Here is a 20,488-nt window from a genome sequence, read left to right as displayed (position 1 = left end):
TTGGCATACAAAGTTTTGAAATTGTGTTAAAATAAAAGAAAAAAAGTAAATTTTGATTTTTGATTTGAGATTTGATTTATTTGATTTGATTTGAATTTGTTTTAAAAAAGAAAAAAGAAAAATAAGTAGCTAAAAAGCTACTTAATCCAATACACTTATTCTGGTTTGCTGATTAAATCGAGTTTGCAACCAACGTTACCTTCTTTCATGTGAGGGGTTCTTAATACAGTGTCGTTGGATTTTTCAATTTCTCTTGCTTCAGCTGCTAATGCAGCAGCGCATGCAGCCATTTCGTGAGCAGCAGCTACTAAAGGAATGAAGTTTTCGAAACCTTTGGTCATGAAACAACCTTTCATGTCTAAACCTGCTACAGCACCAGCCATTTCGTATGCAGCAATAGCTTTTGCTTTTGCGTATGGGTTTTGGAATTTAGCAGCTTCTACAGCTTTTTCAGCAGTTACAATGAGTTTAGGTAATTCGATTTCGTTACCTGCTTCAACAGCTTCGATTACACCGTCAATGGTTTTTTGTACTAATCTTAAAGCACCGGTTTCTGCTAATACTTTAATGATGTCAGCGTTGAAAATAGCCATTTCAGTTGGGTCTAACCATTCTCTTTTTGCACCGATCATTGGGTCTGCCATTACAATAATGTAACCTAAACCTTGTTCGTCCATTTCATCTTTCTTACCTTTACCAGGAGCGTCACCGATGATAATAGCAGGAATATCTTCTGCAGATAATAATTCTCTTGCTCTAGCTGGACCAGGTGCTGCTGGGTTTGGGCTAATGAAAATACAGAAATCTGGGTCGAATTGTTTGAATTTAGGTACAACGTCTTCGACTTGTTCAGGGTTCATTTTTGCTCCAGATCCAAATACTCTTACGTCGATGTTTGGTCTGTCTGCTCTTTCGTCTAATAATAAATCTAATATTGGTGAAGTACCAATATTACCACTTCTTAATATAGCGATTTTAACTACCATAATATCACAATAATATTTATAGTATTTGCTTATTATAAAGTTAATGTAAAAAAACAAATAAAAAACTTTATATATTAGAATAATTTTTTTTAAAATTTATGAAAAATTAATGGAAAAAATAAAGAACAGAAATAAAGTATTTTAGGAAAATAAGGAATATATAATCTAATCTAAAAAATTTTGAATCTTGAAAAAATTACCAAGATTTTAAAAAAAATATAATTATTCTTCTAGATAATTATCAATTTTTTCACCAAAAATATTGTTGTAAAATTGAATGATGAAACCAACTGTAATAGCTGAAAAAATGGTTCCTTCACGAACCCCCTCAAGGTGGCCTATGAATACCAATGCCAAAATGACACCAATACTTACAACAGTAACATCAAAAAATGGCTTGACCTTACCCCAATCCTTGTTCAGCACTTCACCTATCGCCACTACAGCACCGTCTCCTGGAAGCATGGTAATGTCTGACTTTACTTCAATGACAAGCCCGAATGCAAGAACAAGGCAGCTTATTATAAGCAAGATCCATTGGATTATATAATTTGTTGGATTGATGAAATCAATGAGAACTAAGTTAAAATCAATCATATAGCCAAATAGAATGCAGACAAGCATTTGAGCTATTTGTGATAATGTGATTTTTCTCAAAAGCACCATTTGGAATATGACAAGCAAGGCATTGAAAATTATTGTGAATTCTCCTACAGTCCAAGGAAAAGCAACAGCCAGAACAGCAGGAATGCATGATATAGGGGGAGTTCCTAAAGTGGACTTAAGAGATAATGCAATGCCTAAAGACATTATTGTCACCCCAAGAATAAGTAAAATGTATCTGATTATTAATTTTTTATCCATCCTCATCTCCATTCTAAAACCTTTCCTACCAATTAAAAAAAATAGTATTCCATTTAAATTTAAAGGGATTATGATATTTAAAATTTTTTGATGATTTATTTAAGTATTGTTTTGGTTTTCAATTTTTAAAATATTTAAATGATAAGAAATAAAAAATAATTAAAAAATACTAAAGTTTTAGGTGAATCAATTGAAAAAAGTTAAGATTACAGTCATGAAAAAAGTAAGGCATGATGACTTGATTGAAGAGTATGAAAATCCATTGGAACATGAATGCGATGTTGAATGTGGAGATGTCTTCATAGCAAATGGTTGGGAAAAGCCAGAAAACTTCTGTCCTAGTGCATGGGAAGTCTTATCCCCATTTGTAATGGCTTTGGCAAATGGTGCAGAAGACTTTTACGATGGTTGGATGAAGAACAAGAAATCCGCTATGATCTCATGCAATGATGGTTTCCGTCCTGTAAGCTTTTTGCTTGAAACCATGAAAGAAGATGCTGATTAAAAAAAGAAAATTGAAATTAAAAAATATGAAGGAGAATGCAATCAAAAAAAGTTAAAAATTAGAGATAAAAATAAAATTATCTGTATACTTTACGGCTGTTCCAAATTTGCTTAGTGGATTTAAAACCGCTTCTTTTTAGTGATTTCTCATCAAAATCATTTATCAAATCCGCTAATCTCTCAATAGCCATCTCACTATTCTTTACAAGATCAGATTCCTTTTGGTCTGGGAGATTTTCAAAGGCCTCTGGGATTTCATCTATTTTTACGATTGGTATATTAAGTTCCTTTGCCAAATCCACACTTCCATGGGTTTTATGGAATCCTTCTATCTTTAATGATGGAATGTTGAATACTCCCGCTTCAATGGTCATTCCCATACCTGCAGCATATATTAGGTGGGATGCAGCATTCATAAAGCTTAACATGTCCACATACTGAGGCAAAATCTTGATGTTGGGTGATAGAACCAATTCCTTAACCATATCCCTATCAAACCTGTAAGGTGCAATCAATGCCTTAAGATTAAGCTCTTCTACAGACCGTATCAATGGTTCAATATCATCATCCTTCAAATCTCCACCAAGAACCACAAGGACAAATTCCTTCATTCCATATTCTCCGTAGATTTCATCCTTATCGATTAAATTATCTTCTTTTATAAAGTTGTCAACATATTTTGCCATAGGATAACCCTCGATATTGACAACATTTTTCAGTCCATAATGGTTCTCCATATATTCCTTATAGGCATTTGAAGGAACAGTTACAAGGTTGGCTTGTGAAATTACTTCTATCGGATTGTAAATATCCTGCTCTATATGCAAAACTGGAATTTTCAAAATATTTGCAGCGACAATGGCTTTTCTGACATCACCTGCATTTCCTGCAGTAATCAGCAAATCTATATCCTTCCCTTTAAGGGCATTGAATGACTTTAAGATATCCTTTGAAATGAGGTATGCCAATTTTCCTGTAGAATTTTTTTTACCTCTTCTTCCTTCTCCAATAGAATATGTTTCACTGCAATAAGGTTCGAGGAAATCTCTTGATGATTCACCATGATAAAGGCCAATTATCTTATTGATCTTGAAGCTTAATTTGCCTTCTGCTTCACGTTCCTTAAGTTTTTCTATGATAGGAATGATTGTTTTAGAGGGAGTGATTTCTCCTGCAATAGCAATATTTTTAGATTTCATGATTAGCACCCCTTAAAAAATGGATGATGAGGAAAATGCCAATTAAATAGAATAGCCAAACCACAACATCAGTTGGGCCTGTTTCTATCCAGATGATTGTTTGTGCAAGTAAAATTCCATAAAATGCTGTAAAGATGCTTTTACTATGATTTTGTATGCTATGTAAGGTCTTTAGGATAAGGCCAATTAAAAACATTTGAATAAGCATTCCCACAATACCGAAATCAAGTAGTGCAGGACCGAATATTGTAGAGGTTATTGAATGAACTCTGCCGATTGTTGCTTGGCCTACTAGGACTCTTGCATCTGAATGTGTAAAGAATCCTGTCAATGTTGTGTAGAATAGATTTCCCATTGTAGTGAATTGATTTTCAATTGCCTTGGAAAGCACATTCAATGTAAATGCTGCCCTATAAGAGACCAATTCAATTGGATTCAATGACCAATGTTGCCAGCTGATGGCTTGAACTGCTATGAATCCCACAGCCAAAAGCACAACTGCAATAGCCAAAATAGCTAAAATTATGTATTTCACATCAACATCCCTTGTGTAATACAAGGTAATGAGTGCAGATAGCATGATTGCAATAGGAGTGGTTCTGTATCCAGTAAGAGCAAACAATACTAAACCAATTAACAACAATAGATAATGTGATTTTCTATTGTATTTTGCAAGCAAGACATTGATGGAAGGCAAGAAAATTATGTAAGATATGAGCCAAATTTTAGTTGCTGCCTTTGCCTTTAATGTTGCTGAGAAAAGAGGTATGCCTCCTAATAATGCTATGTTTATAATCTGCAATAGAATACCTAATGATACAAGCCCTACAAGAATCAATTCATTTTTAGAATAATTATCAAATAAAGATAATTTTTCAGCACTTAAAATTTTTTTAAAGGATAAAACTGTATCGATTTTAAAATTCTTTTTTAATATGCAGTTAGATAGACAAATACCAAAAATAAAGAACAAAAGCCCTAAACCAATATAAAGATACAAATCCAAATTAGGGGTAGGCAATTCACGATAAAAATACCACATAGGCATAGCTATGATTAGAAATAGGATTGTCATGACAACAACAATCAGCGGATGAAATAGATCAAAGTTTCCATTTTTAAAATTATAGTTCATAAAAACCCCTTTTATAAAAGCATTATTTTTGATTTTGTTTAAACTATTATAATAAGTTTTTTAAAAGGCTTGAAGAGGGTTTTAAGGATTTTTTAAATAATCATAGAATTTCATATTAAAACATGCAAAAAATTTTCCAATGAAAAAGAGAAAAAGTATGTAGGAAAATATTTTGAGAAGATGAAAAATTTACATGATATTGAGAAAAACTGATTTTTTAAGAAGAATAATTTGAAAAATATAAAACAAATTTTCCAATAGATAAAAAATCTTTAAGTAATACAAAAAATCATTAAAAATTGATGAAAATCTTGAAAAATTTTAGAAAATTTAAGAAAATTTTATGATAATATCATTTTTTTAGAGAAAAAAATCGAGAAAAATCCTTAAAATAAATGATATTACAAAAGATTTGAAATGATAATGAAAATAAATTAACATGATTATGTTTTGATAATAACATTTGAAAAATCTTAAAAAAATATTAAAAAAATTTACACTTGAAATTTACGTCAAGGAATTTCTGGCCCTAAAATTGGCAAAAAATGATAATAACAGGTTAACTCATTATACAGTTGAAATATATGTCTAAGAGTTACAATAAAAATTAATCGAAAAATACAACTCAATGAATTGAAAATGCATATGAATTGCATATCCTCAAAAATAAAATGACATTACAATTATTAGAATGAAAAAATAGAGAAATTAGAATAAAATATTAGAAAAATGTAAAAATAGAATAAAAAATAGAAGATGAAAACTTATTCATCTGTTTTTTCAGCTTCCAAAACATAGGTTTCCTTTGGCTTGCTCTCTATTTGCAAGTCACTGTCATCAGGTTGCCTGTTTAATAAACGATCAATGAAACTTCTGTTTTTATATCTGTCAATTAAAAGTCTATCTGCAGTTAACAATTGATCCTTATAAGCGATTTCCTTAAGGCTATCTTGAAGCTGCTGGTTGACATTATGCAATTCCTTGTCTTTTTCCAAGACAAGTTCATCATGTCTTTTTCTCTCTTCAAGGAGATTTTCTTCAGCCTTTTGCTGAGCTAAATCAGACTTTGCCCTTTCAAGCCTAATCTCTTCATTAGCCTGTTTGATAAGCTGATCTTTTTCATCAATAATTTCATAGCATTTTGCAATGGCAGATTTGTTTTCTTCAACCAGGTCCATGATTTCCTTATTCTTTTCTGAAATTTCCTGATTCCTTTGTTCCATAATTTCATTTATGGAAGAATCCGCTTCACTGCGTGATTGCTTCAAATCTGAAATGGTATTTTTATTATCATCAATTTTAGCCTTGAGATCATCAATCTCCTGCAGATAAGATTCATATTCACTTAACCTAAGAATCATTACCTTCTCTCCACCTTCAAAATTATCTTTTTTTGATAGGTCGATACGGTAAGTGAAACTGTTTCCTCTCTTATATTGTTTGACTTCCTTTTCTAACATAAAAATACCTTCGTAATGAAAAAAATGATATTATCATTGAAATTCTAAAAATTTTTTATATGAATAAAATAATTAAATTATATAAAAAATTATTAACATTATTATATATGTTAACTCATTGCATATAAACTTAATTTAAAAATCTATAAAAAAAATCAAATTTGTAACTCAAAAAATTGAAAAAAAATTGAAAAAAAATTTGAGGAGTCATAATGATATTACATAGATGATTTAGCTGAGATAATTTGAGTTATCACTTTTTTAAGATGATTTAAAAATTTGAAAAAATTGAGAAAAAATAACTAGTATCGTTTCAAGTGTAAAAATTGAGTTACAAAATTTGAAATAAATTTTTCAAAAAATTCTTAAAATCTCAAATGATATTAACATATTATTTTTAAAAAAATATGAAGATCCTGGCCAGGATTATTGGTTTTTGAAAAAACTTAAAAAAAGATGGATTTCATATACATAAATGTACAAAAATATAGCATGTAATATCATTGAGTTAACGTTGTATCTACAAAAAGTTATAAACAGCACTGAAAAAAGTGGTAGAAAATATAGTTTAAAATAATTATTTTAAAAAAATAAATAATCGTTATAGTTTTTTAATAAAATAACTAAAAAAACTCAAGTTTTAGAATAAAATAATAGATTTAAATAGATTTTGATTTTTAAAAATTTTTTTGGAAAAAATCCTTAAGATTCTTGAAGTAATACTTTTTTATGAGAAAAATTTTCTCAAAAAATAAAAAATTTTGTATATTGTAAAAAAATGATGGAAAAATGATGGAAAAAATGTATACATTATACAAAAATAAATTTTAAAAAAAGTCCGAGGAGATAAAAAAATAGAAAAATTAAAAAATATGATAAAATGTTTAAAGAATTGAAAAATTAAATTCGGTAGAAATCAAAAAAAATTAAAAAAATTTAAAGAAAAAATAAATTTAGTCCAACTCTGCTATGTTTTTAGTGAAATTGTATGCAAAATTAGGACATGAACAAGCATGAATGTGAATGTAATTAGCTAAAGTGTTTCCAACACTTACTCCATCCATATTATTTAACACTCCTCTGCCTCTGAGCACATCAAATACAAGCTCATCTGTACTGTCTATGTTGAGTTTAGTGTAATGAAATTCATGAGCACGGAAAATATCTCCCTCTTCAGATATGAGATTATCCCTATTTGATCTTGCTACAACATAATTCAATCCTTGTACTCTAGGAGTCATTTCTGCGCTGTAAGGAATTGCATTGACCATTCCTAGGCCATCAATGGACTGGGATAAATAGATTAATCCACCGCATTCACCATATATTGGCCTATCTTCCTTATGGAACTTATAGATGGAATTAAGCATGGATTCATTCTCAGACAATTCCCTCTTGAAGACTTCAGGATATCCTCCACCAATGTAAAGAGCATCAACATCTGGAATTTCCTCATCCTTATAAGGGCTGAATGGAACAATCTTAGCGCCATTATCCTCAAGAGATTCCAATGTTTCCTTATAGTAAAAGGTGAATATCTCATCTATAGCCACACCAATTTTTATAGGGGCTTTATTTCCAGTTTTCCATAGCTCTCCGGTTTTTGAACCATTGGTTACTTCAAGGTTAATTGCCTCATTATGTTCCCTATTGAATTCATCCTCATGTATGGATAAATCTACACGATGGCCATAATTATTATCCTCTTCCATGGATTCGATAGCCTTATTCTTATTGTCTTTTACAGCAGATTTGCTGGATGTTTTCATTATATCCTTTAGAGCATCCAAGTCTATATATTCCTCTGCAATATGCCCCCAAAGTTCAATATTCCTATTGATCTTTTCCTTTTCAAGAGCTGGGACCAAACCGAGATGCCTTTCTTCAACTGCTATCTCTTCATTTCTTGGAATACCGCCTATTACTGGAACATTAGCCAATTTTTCTACTGATTCCTTAGCCTTTAGGTAATGTCTTTGGCCTTTGACCTTATTCAAGATAACTCCTTCAATACGTACATCCGGGTCAAGAGCCTTAAAGCCCAAAACAACAGCTGCGGCACTTTTCACCAAGCTTCTAGAATCCATAAGAAGCACTACAGGTGCATCCAAGGCCTTTGCAATGGAGGCAGTGTTACCTATATCACTAATAGGACTGATACCTTCATATAGACCTCTTACACCTTCAATAATGCCCATATTGGACTTGGATATCTTAAGTGCCCTTTCAAATGAATTGATTATTTGAAACTCATCCATGAAAAATGAATCCAAGTTCCTTGACACATTGCCTGTAGCAATTGTATGATAAGAAGGGTCAATAAAATCAGGGCCAACCTTAAACGGTTGGACATTTTCATCTTGAAGTGCTTTCATGATTCCTGTAGAAATAGTGGTTTTTCCAACAGCACTTCCAGTTCCAGCTAGTACGACTTTCATAATATTACATTAGCATATATTTTATATAAAATTTTCTTATCTTTAGAATGAATTATTTTAAATTTTAATTGATTTATGATAAAAATAATAAAAATAAGGGATTTTTTTAAAAAAAGTAATAATTAAAAATAGTAATAATTTAAAAAGTAATATTTCAAATTTATTAAAATTTATTAATATAAATAAAGATAATAATTATAGATATTAATAATCAGAAGATTTATAAAAAAGTATCTTTATAAGAATTATAAAATAGAATAATTTTTTTAAACAAAATTCAATAATTTTAAAAAAAATAAAGAGGTGAATTATGTCCACATTAGAAAAAATGCAGGTTTTGGCAGATAGCGCACAATATGATCTCTGCGATTATGTCAGCCATAGCAAGAGCTCACAGGTCAATCTCCCTGGGATTTACCATGCTACAGGACATAATGGATGCAAGATACCTCTATTTAAAACATTGATGACAAACAAGTGCAAAAACGACTGCAAATATTGCATCAACCAAAGCAAACGCAATTTCACTCGTCTTGAATTAAGTCCTGAAGAACTTTCAAGAGCTTTCCTGCACTACTACAACAACGGTTATGTCAATGGTCTTTTTTTAAGTTCAGGAATTGGAGATACTATAGACAACACTATGGAAAAGACCATAGAGACTGCAAGAATCCTTAGAAAAGACTATGGATATGATGACTATATACATCTAAAAATCATTCCAGGAGCATCAAAGGATTCAATAAAAAGGGCCATGAGCTTGGCTAATAGGGTAAGCCTGAATATTGAAGCAGCTACAAAAGACGGCCTTAATGAAATCACAAGCACCAAGGATTACAATAAGGATATCCTGAAAAGACTTGATTGGATGAATGAAATAGCTAGAAAAAATCCAAGTTTTGCAAAATCCGGCCATACAACACAATTGATTGTTGGTGCAAATGATGAAACCGACCTTGAAATTCTCAAAAGAATGGAGAGCCTATATAAGAAAGTGGACTTGAGAAGAAGCTACTTCAGCGCATTTTCACCTGTAGAAGGAACAGAATTTGAGAAAAAGGAATCATGCAATACTGATAGAACCACTAAACTGTATCATGCAGATGCATTAATTAACGATTATAAGTTTGACGTGAAAGAACTTGTATTTGATGAGAACGACAAATTATCCTTAAGGGAAGACCCTAAAATTTTAGCCGCAAGGGAAATGGATATTTTCCCTGTAGAAATAAATTATGCATCATACAAGCATTTGATTAGAGTTCCAGGAATAGGCCCAAAATCTGCAAGGAAGATTATGGCCATCCGAAGAAACAAGCCATTTAAAAAATTGGAAGAGCTTCAAAGAATAGGTGTTGTGGTAAAAAGGGCAGAGCCATATATAAAACTAGATGGAAATTATCAATCAGCTTTGGATAACTACTAATAGACACTGAATTAATAGATAAAAAAATAATAAATACTAAAAAATAAAAAATTAAGTATATTAAGATTATATTAAGATTATACTTATTAAATCAAAAAGGATAGGGAAAAATGAATGCAATAAACATTGAAGATGTAAAGGAAGAATTGAAACTCCCTGATAAGATCAGAATTTTCGATACAACCTTAAGAGATGGGGAACAGGCTCCCGGCATCGCTTTAACAGTTGATGAAAAGATAAAGATAGCTCAAAAGCTGGATGAACTTGGAGTGGACACCATTGAAATGGGTTTTCCAACTGTATCAGAAGGTGAAAGAAAGGCTGCAAAAAGAATGGTTGAATTAGGATTCAAGTCTAATTTATGTGGTCTTGCAAGAGTGTTGAAAAAGGATATAGATGCAGTTATTGACTCTGACTTGTCATACGCACATTTGTTTATTGGAACTTCCCCACTGCATAGAGACTATAAGCTGAAAAAATCAAAAGAGGAAATATTGAATCAATCCATTGAAGCGGTTGAATATGCTAAAGATCATGGCCTCACTGTTGAATTTTCAGCTGAAGATGCAACAAGGACAGAACTTAACTATCTAATAGAATTCTACAAAGGCGTTGAAGGTGCAGGAGCAGATGTGATAAATGTACCAGACACTGTTGGAATTTTAGTCCCATCCACTACAAGAGATTTAATAAGAATCTTGAGAAAGAAAATCAATGTTCCGATTAGTCTTCATTTCCATAATGACTTTGGACTTGCTGTATCAAATTCAATCATCGGTATTGAAGAAGGGGCAAACCAGGCCCATTGTACAATAAACGGTATCGGTGAGAGAGCTGGAAACACCTCTTTAGAGGAACTTGTTGTCAGCTTGAAGATAGCTTATGGTGCAAACATAGGTGTAGACACAACCAAACTTTATGACACATCCAATTTCATCGGATCAATTACAGGTATAAAGATGCCTCCTACAAAACCAATTGTTGGAGAAAATGCTTTCGCACATGAATCCGGTATCCATGTGGATGGAATATTGAAAAACAGCTCTACCTATGAACCGATTCCACCTGAACTTGTAGGGCACAAAAGAAGAATTGCCCTTGGAAAGCATACCGGCCATGCTGGAATAAAGTCCAAATTGGAAGAGTTCAATATAGAAGTAAGTCCTAAGCAATTCGAAAACATTTACAATCAGGTAAAGACACTTGGGGATAAAGGAAAATGCATTACAGATGAGGATTTGAAATCCATTGCGATCACTGAATTGAGTACCAGTGGAAAAGAGTACATCAAATTGCTTGGAATGAGCGTAATGACTGGAGAGTCAGTATCTGCAACAGCAACCGTAAGACTTTCAATCGAAGGAAAGGTTATTGAAACCTCTCAAATTGGAGTGGGTCCAGTTGATGCGGCTATTGGTGCAATCAAATCACTCGTTAATGAAACTGTTGAAATCAACCTTGAAGAGTACAGACTTGAAGCGGTAAGCGGTGGTACTGATGCATTGGCCGAAACTTTTGTAGTGATTTCAGACAATGATGGCCATAGGGCAACAGGAAGAGCTACTAGAGAGGACGTTATCATTTCAAGTGTGGTAGCAGTCATCAACTCAATCAATAGATTATTGGCTATTGAGAAAAATATCTAAACTTTTTTTATTTTTTAAACAATTTTTCATTTTACTATTTTTTCTTCTTTTACATTTTTTTATTTTTTATTATTTTTCATCTTTTTTCATTTATTATTTTTTTAATCTTTTTTACTATTTTTAAAAATATATATTATAAAATTTGAAAAAAAATATTTTTCGAAACTTGAAGAAAAATTTTTTAAATTTTCATAAAATTTCAATCATACAGTACCAAGAATTAATGTCAAAATATTCCTTAATCCTGGTGCTAATCCTAATACAAATACTGTTAATTTTAATAGATTTTTGATTGTTAAGTCATCGAAATATTGGTCGATTATGTATAATACTGCAACTATGACTATAATTTTCATAGGAAATAATGTAAGATATGTATCGAATAGCTGATTTATAGCATTTGGTAAAACATGCTGTTCCACATAATTGAAGTATTCTACAGCAACATATGTTGTTGATGCATCGAACAAATGTGCAAGCACAATGGAAAAATTAATTTTATATTTTTTTATTTTTTCAATGAACTTTGAAAGATTGATCTTATCCTCAGTTTTGAAAATATTGTTTCGAATGTATAAAACTAAAAACACGATTCCAATAAATATCAATGATGACAATATCCATGTCAAGATGACATTAATCAGTGCAGTGTAATTTACATTTGAAAAAAATATTATATTAGGCAATGAAAAGATCACACCTAAGGAAAATAATGAATATCTATAATCAATTCCTTTTTTATTGAATAGATAAATGGAAAATAAAAATGATACTATTGTTATCAATCCTATAAGAATGTAAAGTCCAGGGGTGATTAGAAAAACAGTTTTTAGAAGAATTCCATTATCCACTAAAGCTCGAGTTGAAGATCCCAGAAAAATAAATGGAATGATTGAATAGAAAATTGAAAGCGGATCAATCTCCAACTTCTTAAACATTTTAATGATTGCCAATATGAAGATCACTAAAATTAGTGTATAGACTATTGTATTGAAAACAGTGTATCCAGAGAAAAAAGTAGTTTGTATAATATCTGGAAGAAAAGTGTCTACAGTAGGCATATTATCATCACATATCCATATCAATTATGATTTCAATTACTCTTCTCTTTTAGGATATCTTCTAAGGACTTTTTTTACAAAGACTTCCTTAGCTATCAGGAAATTGCTTGTCCTATGACCCATTGCCTTGCAACGTCTATGCTTAATTGCTTTTAGGATTCCATCTACAGAATCATTTCCCTTGGTATTGACTTCAGTGAATGCATCTCCTACAGATTTGAGAAAATGAGAGTCACTGGCACCTAAAGTTGCAAGTCTTTTATTGTATGCCAAAGTTTCTGCCTGCTTGTTGGAGTATCCGAAAATGTATCTCGCATTTTTTGTTTCCACTCCATCCACACTGAGATTCTTGTCAACCTTGCAGAAAAGACCATGCCTATAATATGAAAACGGATGAGGAACAATAGCTAGTCCACCTGCATCATGGATCCGGTCTACAGTTTCTACAGCAGACAATCCTTTTGGAATTATTTCATCTACACCTAATCCTAAAATATGGCCTTTGTCGGATGAAATTTCTATTGATGGAACTACAATAATGCTTCCGCCATAAGACCTAGCAAGTCTTGAGCCTTTTATCTCATTATGATCACTGATTGCAATAGCATCTAAACCTTTCTTTTCAGCTTGGATCAAAATATCGATAACTTCTGAACGGGAATCACCTGAATAAACACTATGGATATGCGGATCAAATTTCATATTATGCCTCGTTTATTGTATAAAATAAAATTACTATTGATTAATATTATCAATTGTTATATTAGCATTAATCCATTATAAACTTTTTTTATATATCCATAAATATCAGTGAAAAATTTCAAAAAACTAAAAATATCTTGAAAAAAAATTTACTGTATACTAGAAAAAAGTTGCAAGGAAAAATAAAAAAGTTACTAGGAAATGAGAAAATATTAGAATAAAATTACTGAATAAAGAATAAAAGTGATAAGAAAAAATAGAAAAATAAGAAAAATGTATGTAAATACATTGATTTTATAAGATTTTATTAAATTATTATTAAATGTAAAATTGAATCTAACTATATTATAATGATTATAATAAATATATAAATTTTATTTTTTTCTTAAGAATTCCATTGACTTTACAAGGCCAACAGTTCCAGTCATCATAACATCTCCACCGGGAGCTGCATGATAATAATCAAGATCTGTTCCTTCAATCAATGCTCTTTTTGGACCTGCAACAATAACCTTTTCCAATTTTGAAATAGGATTCAATGCAAATGCACCATGACCTCCTTCACCATGGACATCCTCATGCTTAATTGTTCCGTCAGCAAGGGCTAAAACGAGTTCTTCAAGTCTTTGAGAAGTTAAATCTCTTGTGTGGTGCTCGAATACACCTTGTATTTTACCGTCTTCAATTGATGCTACAGTAGTATGGCCGTTTCCTATATCCATAACAACAAAGCTGTTTAACTTTAGAACTTCCTTATCGTAGCATACACCAGCGATTGATGCAAATTTTGTATCCATGAGAACCGGCTTAAATTCAGGATTATCTTTAGCTAATGACTTTATTACAGATTGCATCCTTGTAAAGTATTCAGGAACTTTTTCAGCTTCCATTGCAAATGTTTCAGGCTCTTTAGGTTCTGGAAGCTTTTCCTTGATTTTCTCGAATCTAAAGTCCCTATCCCCCATATCCTCACTGTATCCATGATCTTGAACAGCCACTATAAGCTCATCAACCTTCAAGTCTAGGTCAAATGAAGAGAATATCTCAATCAAATGGTTTACATCCACATCTTTTAATGAAATTTTTGTATAATTTGAATAGGCAGAATCCTTTTCATAAGCATTTTCTTCAACAACTTCAAACCCATATGACTTTACCTGATCTATATTGTCACGGATGGTTCTTGCTGCCAAATCCTCAAAAGCAACTTTATATCCTTTTTCCATATGTTCAAGACATCTATCCTTGATCTTTCCCCCACCCATAATGACGCCGTCAAAGTAAATGTCACTTTCGCATTCGGATATCATCTGGCCAATGGTTAAATGAGGAGAAGGGATGACCAATTTCATTGAATTTTCAATCTCTTTTTCACTGTCATACAATAGAATGTCTTCAGTACCGGTTCCTACATCAATAGCTAAAATTTTCATAGTTTTTTATTTATTTTGTAAATATTTAAATTTTTTTGAATTGATGAAAAAATGAATAAAAATCATTAAAGTGAAAAATAATGCCTAAATATTTGTTTTTTCTTAAAAATAATGGTAGAAATATAACTTAAAGAGATTAATATTTAAGTTCTTTAATGTACAAATATGTACTACAAAGCTTTATATAGTACATTATACATAATATTAGTACAGAATGATTAAAGGACATTCTTAAAAAATTTTTACAATAGATTATTTAAAAAACAAAAAGTGATATTATGCAATACAGAATTGATTTATCCAATGACGAAGTACCAACCAAATGGTACAATATTAACGCTGATTTACCTGTAGAACTTCCTGCTCCTAAAAACAGTGAAGGAAAGGATCAAATAAGCACATTACCTCAAATATTCGTAAACGAATGTCTTAATCAAGAGTTCGCTACTGACAGATACATCAGTATCCCAAAAGAAGTAAGGGAACTCTACCAAAGATTAGGAAGACCTACTCCTTTAGTTAGAGCAAGAGGATTGGAAGAAAAACTTAATACGCCCGCAAAAATCTATTATAAGCGGGAAGATACATCTCCTACAGGAAGTCACAAGCTAAACAGTGCAATAGCTCAAGCATACTATGCTAAAAAGGAAGGCATTGAAAGAATTACCACAGAAACCGGTGCAGGACAATGGGGTACTGCATTATCCCTTGCAGCTTCCATGATGGGAATCGATTGTACCGTTTATATGGTAAGGGTTTCATATGACCAAAAGCCTTTCAGAAAAACAATCATGCAATTGTATGACGGAGAGGTTCATGCTTCCCCAAGTGAACATACTGAAGTGGGTAGAAAAGTTCTTGCAGAAAATCCAGACACTCCAGGTTCCCTTGGAATAGCTATTTCTGAAGCTGTAGAGGATGCTTTGACTGATGATAAGGTAAAATACACATTAGGAAGTGTATTGAACCACGTTATCTTGCATCAAACTACAATCGGTCAGGAAATTAAATTGCAACTTGAAAAAGTTGAAGAAGAGCCAGACACTATGATTGCTTGTGTTGGTGGAGGAAGTAACTTTGGTGGGTCATTGTTCCCATTCATTAAAGACAAGATCCAAGGCAATTCTGATACTGAATTCATAGCTGTAGAGCCTTCTGCATGTCCTACTTTGACTCAAGGGGAATACAGATACGACTTTGGTGATGAAGTTGGATTCACTCCTCTCTTGAAGATGTTTACATTAGGACACAACTTCGTTGCTCCTTCTGTACATGCAGGTGGACTTAGATACCACGGTATGAACACACAAGTGTCCTTGCTTAGAGACTTAGGCTACATCAAACCTGTAGCTGTTCACCAAAGAGATGTATTTGCAGCAGGTAAAATGTTTGCAATGTGCGAAGGAATCATTCCAGCACCTGAAACAAACCATGCAATCAAGGCAGCTATTGATGAAGCTAAAAAATGTAAGGAAACTGGTGAAGAAAAAACTATTGTTGTTAACTTCTCTGGCCATGGTTTAATGGACTTTAAAGGTTATGCAAGTTATATGGATGGATCTATGGAAAACTCAAAATAGATTTCCTTATCCATTATTTTTTTCTTATTTTTTATTGTTTTTTACATAGAATACTGATTTTATACAAACAAAAACTCTTGTTATCACTTATAAGTGATAACTTCTCTCTCTTTTTAATGAATTTTTCTAATATTTTCATCTATTTTTAGGTATTTTTTCTTATATTTTTCTTATTTCTTATGATAATTTTTAGTTATAAGTTATAAGTTATAACTAATAACTTATAAAATTATAAGAAATAAGTTAAAAGTAAAAACTTATAAATGATAAATTATAAAGTAAAAGTAATAAGATATAACTTAAAACTTATATAGTATAACTTATAAATTATAATATATAAGTAATAACTATGAGGTTGTGACTAATAAGTGCTAAGAAAAAACTTCTAAGTGCCGTAATGAATCAAAAAGGCGGATGTGGTAAGACTACAACAGTAGTTAATTTGGCAACATCACTTGCTGCAATGGGAAAGGCAGTGCTTGTAGTTGACATGGATCCTCAAGCTAATGCTACCACAAGTTTTGGGATAAATAAAACAGAAATCAAGAAGACAGTATACACTGCTTTAGTAAACGAATGCAGCGTTCAAAAAGCAACAATTCCTACTAAAATTGAAAACCTATTCATACTACCAAGCAATATCGACTTAAGTGGTATCGAAGTGGAATTAAGCAAGGAAGCTAACTATCATATAGCATTGAAAAACTTACTTGAACCGATTAAAGGCATTTTTGATTACATTATTATAGACCTGCCACCATCTCTAGGAATAATTACAATAAATTCATTGATAGCAGCAGACAGCGTATTGATACCAATTCAAGCGGAATACTTTGCACTTGAAGGATTAGCGGATTTAATGAATACAATCAAGCTTGTGGAAACTAGATTAAGAAGCCCAACACCTATCAAGGGAATACTTCTAACACTGTATGATGCAAGAACCCGGTTAGGAAGGGAAGTCTATTCCGAACTAAAAAAATACTTCAAGGACAAGGAATATGTATTCAATACAGTAATTCCAAGGAACATACGTTTGGCAGAAGCTCCTAGTTATGGAAAACCATGTATTGTCTATGATCCAGAAAGTAAAGGAGCAATAGCTTACTTGAAACTTGCTAAGGAAATATTGGAAAGAGATGGAAAATAAAGAGAGGATATATTGATTTAGAACAATGATTTTGATGATTATGAATTATAATTAAATTTTAAATTTTAAACACGAAAGGGTTTGGTAAAATGGCTAAAAAGGAAAAGAATACAGGATTAGGAAGAGGATTGGATTCATTGATTCCAAAGATCGAAGAGACAGAAGTCGAAGAGGGCATTAGTCTTGAAGATTTATTAAGGGAATCCGAAGATGAGTCAAAAACATTTGAAGAACTGGTGGAAGAAGTTGAAGAGGAATTTGATGGTGAAGATGAACTTCAAGTTTTAGAAAAATCAGCAGATGTTGAAGATGAAAAACCTAAAGACTCATCCGAGTACACAAATGTTTTCTTCAATGACGATGAAAAAGTGGAAGATGATGAGATAAAAACTGAAGAAAAAATCAGTTCAGAAAAAAGTGTAGAAAATATTGATTCTACAGTTAATTTAAATGAAGAAACTGATGCAAGTAGTGAAATAATTGAAGCTTCTGATGATATAAAAGAAGTTGGTAGTCTTCTCTCAGAAAAAGAAGAGAAACTAGTAGATGAAGTCATCGAAACTGTGGAAAAAAACCCAAGAATCACTTTATGGTCAGCAAAATCAGCAGCTGTACTAAGGTACTTGAGAAAAACCGAACCTGAATTCAGCATAAGCAGTGAAGCATCAGACTTGATAGATGCTGCAATAGCTGAAAAGTATCCTGAAATTTGGACATTGTTTAATCATTTGTAAGATACTTACTAAATCTAAATTATGATTATCCACATAACATCAATAAATCAAAGGATTGGTAGATGATTGGAATCTTAATTGATTCCATTATCTATCAATGAAAAAGATGAAAATTTTAAAAATTTTTTAATAGCTAATTTTAATTTAAATAAAAAATAATTTATACTAAATTACAACACGGGGATTGAAATGAAATTAGGATTTTCACTTCTTTCACTTTTCATGAAAGATGTAAATGAAATGCTTGATATAGCAGTAGAAAATGGCTTTGATAGTGTTGAACTATTGGCTGAAGGCCCATATAGACCTGATGAAATGCTTGGAAACAAGGAAATCACTGAAGTATTTCACTCATATGACTTGGATATCTACATGCATGCAGTGAATGTTGACATTAACCTTGCAAGCCTTAATCCGGGAATACGTAAGGAGTCTGTGAAACAGACAAAGGATTGCCTTGACCTTGCTGATGAGATAGGTGCTATCGGAATTACAGCGCACCCTGGTAAAATAGGAAGGCCTGAAAAGTACCTAAGGGATATGGCACTAGAATTCTTGACTGAAACAACCCATGAACTGGTGGCTTATGCAGAGGACAAGGAAGCTAAAATATCCATAGAAAACATGCCAGAACGCTTTTCCTATCTTGGAAACCGTGCCTATGAATTGGAAAACCTTACCAATGAGACAGGTTGTAACATTACAATAGATTTAGGCCATGTCAATACATGCGAAGATCAGGAAAGTTTCTTCAAGATTCCTAATATCCTATATAACCATATAAATGACAATGATGGAATAAAGGATAAGCATCAAGCAATCGGTGACGGTACCCTTGACTTGAACTTATTGAAATATGTGAAAAATGGAATCATTGAATTGAATAATTTCGATAATGTGATGAAAAGCAAAAAGGTAATAGAGGATTTCTTAAGTGAAAATAAGTAAAAATAGAAAAAATTTGGCTAGGTATAAGAACTTAAAATAGCTAGTCTAAAAATCAATTTGAAGAACTTCTGAAATGTCTTCTATTACAAAATCAGCATATCCTTTTAATTTATCTGGAAAATCGCCATCTTTCTGTTCAGTTGTTAAAACAGCGCTGTCCGCTTGCTCAAATGCCAAAATGTCATTTGGGCCATCACCAACCATCATGACTTTATAGCCTTCATCCTGAAGTTTTGAGACAATTTCCGCTTTTCTATGTGTGCTTGCTGTAGCAAAAGCATGGTCTTCAGGTATTCCAGTGATGTTTGCAAGCTTTTTGATAGCACCAGATCTGTCACCTGAAGCAATGAAAACATCTATGTCCTTATCCTGAAGCTTGGCTATTGTGTCCTTGACACCGCCGAACAATTGGCCAGCAGATGTTATAGTGTAAGCTATTCTCTCTTCTGCAATGTCTATAATGACAGCTGAACCGTTGCATAATTCCATATGTGGAACCCTTTCCTTCAATAGTGGGAAAGTGTCTGTAATGTCCTTGATGACCGCTGTATCCTTCTCCAGAATAGCTGTGATTTCCTCTTTTGAAACTTCTGTTGAATAATAGCTGATGTCAAACTCTATGTTGTTTTCCAATACAAAATCGCTTATCAATGTATTTGGATCCAAGTCCTTTAGACGACTTGTATTGAATTGGAGAACTACAAGTGCGGCATTCAAGCAAGTGTCAATCAAGTCCAAAGAGTTTACATGAGTAATAAATTCCCCTGTAGACACATCCTTTATAACCCTGAACCTTTCCAATAATGTTCCTGAGTTATCGAATACAATAGCTTTTTTAGTCATTATATCAGCTCAAATTAATAAGTAATTATAATTATGGATAAGTCATATATTAAATTTATTGAAAGAAAAGTGAAAAAATGATGCTTGAAAAAAAATTAGAATTGAAAAACATTTGCCTTAAAAATCGTATAGTTATGCCTCCTATGGCAAGGGAAGCGAGCATTGAAGGAAAGCCAAGTGATGAACTGATTGATTACTACAAGAAAAGAGCGGAATATACTGGCCTTATAATTACAGAACATGCTTATATATCTTTAGAAGGCAAGTCAAGTCAAAGACAACTTTCCATGGCAGATGATTCCGTTATAGACAGCTTTAAAAAACTGACAGATGCCATTCACAAGGAAAACTGTTTTGCAATAGCCCAATTGAATCATGC

General features: G+C 32.1%; 17 protein-coding genes and 1 pseudogene. 8 read left to right on the top strand and 10 right to left on the bottom strand.

All coding sequences use genetic code 11. The features are described from left to right. Nucleotides 1-155: 155 nt before the first annotated feature. Together QZU90_RS09065 and QZU90_RS09060 are read right to left on the bottom strand one after the other, a co-directional pair. Nucleotides 156-986: a F420-dependent methylenetetrahydromethanopterin dehydrogenase gene (locus QZU90_RS09065; RefSeq protein ID WP_295606698.1), complete on the bottom strand. Its 831-nt coding sequence runs from the start codon at nucleotides 984-986 to the stop codon at nucleotides 156-158. 222 nt (nucleotides 987-1,208) lie between these two features. After that, on the bottom strand, nucleotides 1,209-1,850 hold the full coding sequence (locus tag QZU90_RS09060; protein WP_295606695.1) for a YitT family protein: 642 nt from the start codon (nucleotides 1,848-1,850) through the stop codon (nucleotides 1,209-1,211). Nucleotides 1,851-2,040: 190 nt separating this feature from the next. Here QZU90_RS09060 and QZU90_RS09055 point away from each other — a divergent pair, with 190 nt between their 5' ends. Further along, on the top strand, nucleotides 2,041-2,355 hold the full coding sequence (locus QZU90_RS09055) for a TIGR04076 family protein (RefSeq protein ID WP_296856780.1): 315 nt from the start codon (nucleotides 2,041-2,043) through the stop codon (nucleotides 2,353-2,355). Nucleotides 2,356-2,431: 76 nt separating this feature from the next. Here QZU90_RS09055 and QZU90_RS09050 read toward each other — a convergent pair whose 3' ends face one another. The 4 genes from QZU90_RS09050 to QZU90_RS09035 form a co-directional block, all read right to left on the bottom strand. Further along, nucleotides 2,432-3,553 carry a hypothetical protein gene (locus tag QZU90_RS09050; RefSeq protein ID WP_296856778.1) on the bottom strand — a complete coding sequence of 374 codons (1,122 nt, stop codon included), beginning with the start codon at nucleotides 3,551-3,553 and terminating at the stop codon, nucleotides 2,432-2,434. Beyond that, a complete protein-coding gene (locus QZU90_RS09045; protein ID WP_296856777.1) occupies nucleotides 3,543-4,688 on the bottom strand; it encodes an oligosaccharide repeat unit polymerase family protein in 1,146 nt (381 codons plus the stop codon). Before QZU90_RS09045 ends, QZU90_RS09050 begins: the two co-directional genes overlap by 11 nt. 764 nt (nucleotides 4,689-5,452) lie before the next feature. After that, nucleotides 5,453-6,148 (bottom strand): hypothetical protein, encoded by a 696-nt coding sequence (locus QZU90_RS09040; protein ID WP_296856775.1) that lies wholly within the window; start codon nucleotides 6,146-6,148, stop codon nucleotides 5,453-5,455. 953 nt (nucleotides 6,149-7,101) lie between these two features. After that, a complete protein-coding gene (locus QZU90_RS09035) occupies nucleotides 7,102-8,586 on the bottom strand; it encodes a cobyrinate a,c-diamide synthase (protein ID WP_295606679.1) in 1,485 nt (494 codons plus the stop codon). Nucleotides 8,587-8,896: 310 nt separating this feature from the next. Here QZU90_RS09035 and QZU90_RS09030 point away from each other — a divergent pair, with 310 nt between their 5' ends. Together QZU90_RS09030 and QZU90_RS09025 are read left to right on the top strand one after the other, a co-directional pair. Further along, nucleotides 8,897-10,012: a radical SAM protein gene (locus tag QZU90_RS09030; protein WP_296856773.1), complete on the top strand. Its 1,116-nt coding sequence runs from the start codon at nucleotides 8,897-8,899 to the stop codon at nucleotides 10,010-10,012. Between the two features lie 119 nt (nucleotides 10,013-10,131). Beyond that, nucleotides 10,132-11,658: a 2-isopropylmalate synthase gene (locus QZU90_RS09025; protein ID WP_296856788.1), complete on the top strand. Its 1,527-nt coding sequence runs from the start codon at nucleotides 10,132-10,134 to the stop codon at nucleotides 11,656-11,658. A gap of 203 nt (nucleotides 11,659-11,861) precedes the next feature. Here QZU90_RS09025 and QZU90_RS09020 read toward each other — a convergent pair whose 3' ends face one another. From QZU90_RS09020 to QZU90_RS09010, 3 genes are all read right to left on the bottom strand, one after another. Beyond that, nucleotides 11,862-12,719, bottom strand: coding sequence for a DUF63 family protein (locus tag QZU90_RS09020; protein ID WP_296856771.1), 858 nt, complete (start codon nucleotides 12,717-12,719; stop codon nucleotides 11,862-11,864). A gap of 36 nt (nucleotides 12,720-12,755) precedes the next feature. Beyond that, nucleotides 12,756-13,421: a PHP domain-containing protein gene (locus QZU90_RS09015; RefSeq protein ID WP_296856769.1), complete on the bottom strand. Its 666-nt coding sequence runs from the start codon at nucleotides 13,419-13,421 to the stop codon at nucleotides 12,756-12,758. A 374-nt stretch (nucleotides 13,422-13,795) separates the two neighbouring features. Further along, complete coding sequence (locus QZU90_RS09010) at nucleotides 13,796-14,854, bottom strand: DUF1786 domain-containing protein (RefSeq protein ID WP_296856767.1); 1,059 nt, start codon at nucleotides 14,852-14,854, stop codon at nucleotides 13,796-13,798. 278 nt (nucleotides 14,855-15,132) lie between these two features. On the opposite strand from QZU90_RS09010, the gene QZU90_RS09005 reads away from it, so the two are divergent. The 4 genes from QZU90_RS09005 (at nucleotide 15,133) to QZU90_RS08990 (ending at nucleotide 19,266) form a co-directional block, all read left to right on the top strand. Continuing rightward, on the top strand, nucleotides 15,133-16,434 hold the full coding sequence (locus QZU90_RS09005) for a TrpB-like pyridoxal phosphate-dependent enzyme (RefSeq protein ID WP_295608621.1): 1,302 nt from the start codon (nucleotides 15,133-15,135) through the stop codon (nucleotides 16,432-16,434). A 397-nt stretch (nucleotides 16,435-16,831) separates the two neighbouring features. Further along, nucleotides 16,832-17,584: a ParA family protein gene (locus QZU90_RS09000; RefSeq protein ID WP_296856765.1), complete on the top strand. Its 753-nt coding sequence runs from the start codon at nucleotides 16,832-16,834 to the stop codon at nucleotides 17,582-17,584. 89 nt (nucleotides 17,585-17,673) lie between these two features. Beyond that, on the top strand, nucleotides 17,674-18,318 hold the full coding sequence (locus QZU90_RS08995) for an AAA family ATPase (RefSeq protein ID WP_295608617.1): 645 nt from the start codon (nucleotides 17,674-17,676) through the stop codon (nucleotides 18,316-18,318). 189 nt (nucleotides 18,319-18,507) lie between these two features. Next, a complete protein-coding gene (locus QZU90_RS08990; protein ID WP_295608615.1) occupies nucleotides 18,508-19,266 on the top strand; it encodes a sugar phosphate isomerase/epimerase in 759 nt (252 codons plus the stop codon). A gap of 45 nt (nucleotides 19,267-19,311) precedes the next feature. On the opposite strand, the gene QZU90_RS08985 is transcribed toward QZU90_RS08990, so the two are convergent. Then, on the bottom strand, nucleotides 19,312-20,109 hold the full coding sequence (locus tag QZU90_RS08985) for an HAD family hydrolase (protein ID WP_296856763.1): 798 nt from the start codon (nucleotides 20,107-20,109) through the stop codon (nucleotides 19,312-19,314). A 77-nt stretch (nucleotides 20,110-20,186) separates the two neighbouring features. On the opposite strand from QZU90_RS08985, the pseudogene QZU90_RS08980 reads away from it, so the two are divergent. Continuing rightward, nucleotides 20,187-20,488 (top strand): annotated as a pseudogene (locus QZU90_RS08980) (NADH:flavin oxidoreductase); the annotation flags it as partial.

Origin of the sequence: uncultured Methanobrevibacter sp. (assembly GCF_902784195.1) — an archaeon.
Taxonomy (GTDB): domain Archaea; phylum Methanobacteriota; class Methanobacteria; order Methanobacteriales; family Methanobacteriaceae; genus Methanobrevibacter.
This window is presented reverse-complemented; position numbering and strand designations above follow the sequence as displayed.

Coding starts and splice junctions, on each gene's coding strand:
- QZU90_RS09065 (WP_295606698.1), bottom strand. CDS start 986: ATGGTAGTTAAAATCGCTATATTAAGAAGTGGTAATATTGGTACTTCA.
- QZU90_RS09060 (WP_295606695.1), bottom strand. CDS start 1,850: ATGGATAAAAAATTAATAATCAGATACATTTTACTTATTCTTGGGGTG.
- QZU90_RS09050 (WP_296856778.1), bottom strand. CDS start 3,553: ATGAAATCTAAAAATATTGCTATTGCAGGAGAAATCACTCCCTCTAAA.
- QZU90_RS09045 (WP_296856777.1), bottom strand. CDS start 4,688: ATGAACTATAATTTTAAAAATGGAAACTTTGATCTATTTCATCCGCTG.
- QZU90_RS09040 (WP_296856775.1), bottom strand. CDS start 6,148: ATGTTAGAAAAGGAAGTCAAACAATATAAGAGAGGAAACAGTTTCACT.
- QZU90_RS09035 (WP_295606679.1), bottom strand. CDS start 8,586: ATGAAAGTCGTACTAGCTGGAACTGGAAGTGCTGTTGGAAAAACCACT.
- QZU90_RS09030 (WP_296856773.1), top strand. CDS start 8,897: ATGTCCACATTAGAAAAAATGCAGGTTTTGGCAGATAGCGCACAATAT.
- QZU90_RS09020 (WP_296856771.1), bottom strand. CDS start 12,719: ATGCCTACTGTAGACACTTTTCTTCCAGATATTATACAAACTACTTTT.
- QZU90_RS09015 (WP_296856769.1), bottom strand. CDS start 13,421: ATGAAATTTGATCCGCATATCCATAGTGTTTATTCAGGTGATTCCCGT.
- QZU90_RS09010 (WP_296856767.1), bottom strand. CDS start 14,854: ATGAAAATTTTAGCTATTGATGTAGGAACCGGTACTGAAGACATTCTA.
- QZU90_RS09005 (WP_295608621.1), top strand. CDS start 15,133: ATGCAATACAGAATTGATTTATCCAATGACGAAGTACCAACCAAATGG.
- QZU90_RS09000 (WP_296856765.1), top strand. CDS start 16,832: ATGAATCAAAAAGGCGGATGTGGTAAGACTACAACAGTAGTTAATTTG.
- QZU90_RS08995 (WP_295608617.1), top strand. CDS start 17,674: ATGGCTAAAAAGGAAAAGAATACAGGATTAGGAAGAGGATTGGATTCA.
- QZU90_RS08990 (WP_295608615.1), top strand. CDS start 18,508: ATGAAATTAGGATTTTCACTTCTTTCACTTTTCATGAAAGATGTAAAT.
- QZU90_RS08985 (WP_296856763.1), bottom strand. CDS start 20,109: ATGACTAAAAAAGCTATTGTATTCGATAACTCAGGAACATTATTGGAA.